Raw genomic sequence first — 4,003 nt, 5'->3', positions numbered from 1 at the left:
CAGCTAGGTAAGCACTGACGTAAGCACTGGAACAGACAGTGAAATGAGCGCACCGGCGCGTGACGAAGGGACATCCGTTGGCACAAGGGTCAGGGCCACGGCGTAAGGCCACGCGCCCCGCCTGGTCCCGGATCGGGGTCCTTTCCGGCCTTCTGGTGTTGCTCTACGGGGTCATGGCCCTGACGGGTACCTGGACGCCGAAGCTCGGGCTCGACCTGCAGGGCGGCACCAGCGTGATTCTCACGCCCAGGTCGACCGAAGCGGGCAGGGGTGTGGACAGCGGGGCGGTCGACAAGGCTGTCGACATCATCCGTGAGCGTGTCAACGGTCTTGGCGTCGCTGAGGCCGAGGTCAAGCGGAATAACACGCAGATCGAGATCGCGGTCCCCGGCCGCGGACGCAATGATGTTGTTGCGCTGGTGGGCCAGACGGCGGAACTGCGTTTCCGCCAGGTCGCCACGTCGGCGCCCGCGGCTGCGGCGCCTGCACCGGCGCCGACATCGGCCCCAGCTCCGGGTCAGACCCCAGCTGTGGGTCAGAATGGTTCGCCGACACCGGCTCCCGGCGCTACCTCATCCGGAGGTCCGGCCGCCACGTCGCCTTCCGGGACGTCGGGGGCCACTGCGAAGCCGTCTGCGTCCACAACCACTCGATCGGATGTCGTGAGCAGCGGCCTGCTCGCGCAGGCGGCTACCACGCAGGCGGGCACGACCCAGGCGCCTACCACGCAGGCTGCCACGACGGGCTCGCCGGCGCCCGCCGCGCCGTCCTCGCCGCCGGCGGCGACGGATCAGGCCGCTGCGGCCGCTGCCGGTGCCACGCCACCGGCGGAGGTCATCAGCGCGTTCGAGGCACTGACCTGCGCCCCGTCGGATGCACACCGCCGGACCGCGAGCACCGAGAAGCCGTCCGAGTGGGTCGCCGCCTGCGATCGCGCGGGCGCGACCAAATACCTGCTCATGCCCGCCGAGGTGGTGGGAACCGACGTGAAATCGGCTACGGCGGGACTGGCCAGTTCCGGCGGTAGCACGTCTGTGAGTACCGGCCAGTGGGTCGTCAACGTCAGCTTTACCGGCAGCGGGCAGGCGAAGTTCACCAAGTTGACCGAGGAGACGATCGGCAAGCAGGTGGCGATCGTTCTCGACGGCGTGGTTCAGTCCGCGCCGAGCACCAATGACCGCATCGCCGGGGACGCACAGATATCGGGGTCGTTCACCCAGTCCAGCGCTCAGGATCTTGCCAATGTGCTGCGCTATGGTGCGCTGCCGCTGGCATTCGAGCAGTCCAGCGCCGAGTCGGTATCCCCGACCTTGGGCAAGGATTCACTCAAGGCCGGCCTGTTGGCGGGTGCCATCGGTCTGCTGCTGGTCGTCCTGTACTCGTTCCTGTACTACCGGGCCCTCGGGATTGTGGTGATCAGCTCGCTGGCGGTGAGCGGCCTGCTTATCTACGCCGCTGTGGTGCTGCTCGGCCGGTGGATCGGATTCACCTTGACCCTGGCCGGTATCGCCGGTCTGATCGTCTCCATCGGCCTCACCGCGGACTCCTTCGTCGTCTATTTCGAGCGCATCAAGGACGAGGTCCGCGCCCACCGCAGCGTGCGCGCGGCGGTCGACCGGGCGTGGCCGTCAGCCCGGCGGACCATGTTGTCCGCGGACACGGTCTCCTTCCTCGCCGCCGCGGTGCTGTACGTTCTCTCGGTCGGGTCCGTCCGGGGATTCGCGTTCACGCTTGGGCTGTCAACGCTGATCGACATTCTGATCATGTTCATCTTCACCAAACCGGTTGTCTCCCTGCTCGTCCGCATGCCGTTGTTCGCGACCAGCCGATTCTCGGGCCTCACGGTCTCAGCGGTCGGCGCGAGGGAGACCCCCGGTACCGGCCGTGACAGGCCGCCAGCACCGGCACGCCTGACAAAGAGCGGGCGGTCCTCGGTCGCCCAGGGCAAGGCGGGTGCGCGTCCAGCCGATCCGCGATCGTCCGATTCACAGTCATCACGGTCGCGTCCGGCCGGCGCGGGACAGGAGGAGTAGAGGTGTCCTGGGCCAGGAGGCTCTACCGCAGCGAGTTCGAGGTCGACTTCGTCGGCCGGCGTAAGGTCTGGTATCTCGTCTCCGCCGTGGTCCTGACGATCTGTATCGCCAGTATGGCGATCCGGGGTTTCTCGCTCGGGATCGACTTCAAGGGCGGTGCGCTGTTCCAGTTTCCCGCCGGCGGCCGGCCGGTCGCGGAGGCGCAGGCTGCACTGTCCGAGGCCGGTGTCAACCCCGCCGACGCCGTGGTTCAGGAGCTGGAGACCTCGCACCAGATACGGGTGCAGACCCCGTCGTTGACCGACGTGCAGACCGCGCAACTCCAGACCGCCATCGAGCAACGGTTCGCCGTCGCCGATACGGCCATCGACATCTCGACGGTCGGTGCGTCCTGGGGGTCGACCATCACCAACAAGGCGCTGCAGGGGCTCGCGGTGTTCCTGGTGTTGGTGATGATCTATCTATCCATCAGGTTCGAGTGGAAGATGGCGGTCGCCGCCATGGCGTCGCTCGTCCACGACCTGGTCGTCACCATGGGCATCTACTCGCTGGTGGGTTTCCAGGTCACTCCCGCCACGGTGATCGCTTTGCTGACCATCCTGGGCTTCTCCCTCTACGACACGGTCGTGGTCTTCGACCGGGTCCGGGAGAACACCGCCGGGATGGGCACGACCAGCCGGCGCACCTATGCCGAGGCCACCAATGACTCGTTGAACCAGACGTTGATGCGTTCGCTCAACACATCCTTCATCGCGCTGGTACCGGTCGGTTCGCTGCTCTTCGTCGGTGCCGGGCTGTTGGGTGCCGGTACGCTGGAAGATCTTGCTCTTGCCCAGTTCGTCGGCATCGCATCGGGTGCGTATTCGTCGCTGTTCGTCGCGACGCCGCTGTTGGTGGATCTGAAGAAGAACGAGCCGGCGGTCCGGGCACTGGATGCGCGGGTGGCCCGGTCCCGGGCGGCGGCCCTGCGCGAGTCGGCCAAAGGGCCCCGGGTTGCCACGGGGGTGGTGACCATGCCTGCGCCTGACCCCGATGCGCAGACAGGGGACAGCGGGGTGGACATCGGTGCGACGCGGGGTGCGACCGGTGCTGACGATTTCTCCGACGACGAACGTGAGAAACCTCTCGGCAACCGTGAACCTGCCGTGGCCGGGGTCCGATCCGGCCGGCCCGGGGCGGCGCGCCGGCCGACGCAGGCGCGGCGTTCTGGCCGCAAAGGCCGTCCAGGCGGTAAAAAGCGGCGGTGACGACCACCGAACCAACCCCGATGACCGCGGCGACCTCCACCTCCACCGGCGTCCCAGGCCGTGCCGCGGATGTGCTGCGTGCCCACGTTCGAGACGTTCCCGACTTTCCCAAGCCCGGAGTGATCTTCAAGGACATCACGCCTCTGCTGATGACACCGGCGGCCTTCGCGGTGGTCATCGACGCGCTTGCCGAGACTGCCGACGGCCACGGTGCCACCGTCGTGGCGGCCATCGAGGCGCGCGGTTTCCTGCTGGCGGCTCCGGTTGCCTACCGTCTCGGTGTCGGTGTTGTTCCCGTTCGCAAGCAGGGCAAGCTTCCCGGTGCGACGATCAGCAGGTCCTACGATCTGGAGTACGGCACCGCTACGCTGGAGGTCCAGACCGACGCCTTCAGGCCCGGTGACCGGGTGCTGCTCGTCGACGATGTCCTTGCCACCGGTGGCACCGCGCTCGCCACCGCCGAGCTGGTACGCCAGTCCGGCGCCGAGGTTGTCGGGCTCGCCGTGCTGATGGAGATCATGTTCCTGCTCGGACGCGATCGCCTGGTGCCCCTCGCGATCTCGTCGATCATGGAAGTGTGACGGATCGGGCGGCCTCGTGGCGATTCGATCACGTCAGCTCTGATCCGTAGGCCCAGTGACCTACATGTGATCCAGCTGTGTCTGTCTGGGGTTGCGGATGGAGAGCGACCGACGCAGCGTTAGCCTGCAAGGGTTGGCCGAA

Annotated in this window: 3 protein-coding genes; all 3 read left to right on the top strand. The window is 67.3% G+C overall.

The features are described 5' to 3' along the window. Window positions 1-173: 173 nt before the first annotated feature. Genes secD through U9980_RS04160 form a run of 3 tightly spaced genes read left to right on the top strand, consistent with a single transcriptional unit; the run spans window position 174 to window position 3,861 of the window. Window positions 174-2,033, top strand: coding sequence for a protein translocase subunit SecD (gene secD, locus U9980_RS04170; protein ID WP_322766769.1), 1,860 nt, complete (start codon window positions 174-176; stop codon window positions 2,031-2,033). Window positions 2,034-2,035: 2 nt separating this feature from the next. Further along, window positions 2,036-3,280 carry a protein translocase subunit SecF gene (gene secF / locus U9980_RS04165; RefSeq protein ID WP_322766758.1) on the top strand — a complete coding sequence of 415 codons (1,245 nt, stop codon included), beginning with the start codon at window positions 2,036-2,038 and terminating at the stop codon, window positions 3,278-3,280. Between the two features lie 20 nt (window positions 3,281-3,300). After that, the gene (locus U9980_RS04160) at window positions 3,301-3,861 is read left to right on the top strand and encodes an adenine phosphoribosyltransferase (protein ID WP_322766768.1); all 561 of its coding nucleotides are present in this window, start codon (window positions 3,301-3,303) and stop codon (window positions 3,859-3,861) included. The last annotated feature ends 142 nt before the right edge of the window (window positions 3,862-4,003 follow it).

The organism is Protofrankia sp. Cr1 (assembly GCF_963555865.1).
Taxonomy (GTDB): Bacteria; Actinomycetota; Actinomycetes; order Frankiales; family Frankiaceae; genus Protofrankia.
Note: the sequence above shows the minus strand (reverse complement) of the source record. Positions and strands in the feature narration are given on the sequence as shown.

Bases quoted from the DNA above. Each gene is read 5' to 3' on its own strand.
- secD (WP_322766769.1), top strand. From the start codon at position 174: ATGGCCCTGACGGGTACCTGGACGCCGAAGCTCGGGCTCGACCTGCAG.
- U9980_RS04160 (WP_322766768.1), top strand. From the start codon at position 3,301: ATGACCGCGGCGACCTCCACCTCCACCGGCGTCCCAGGCCGTGCCGCG.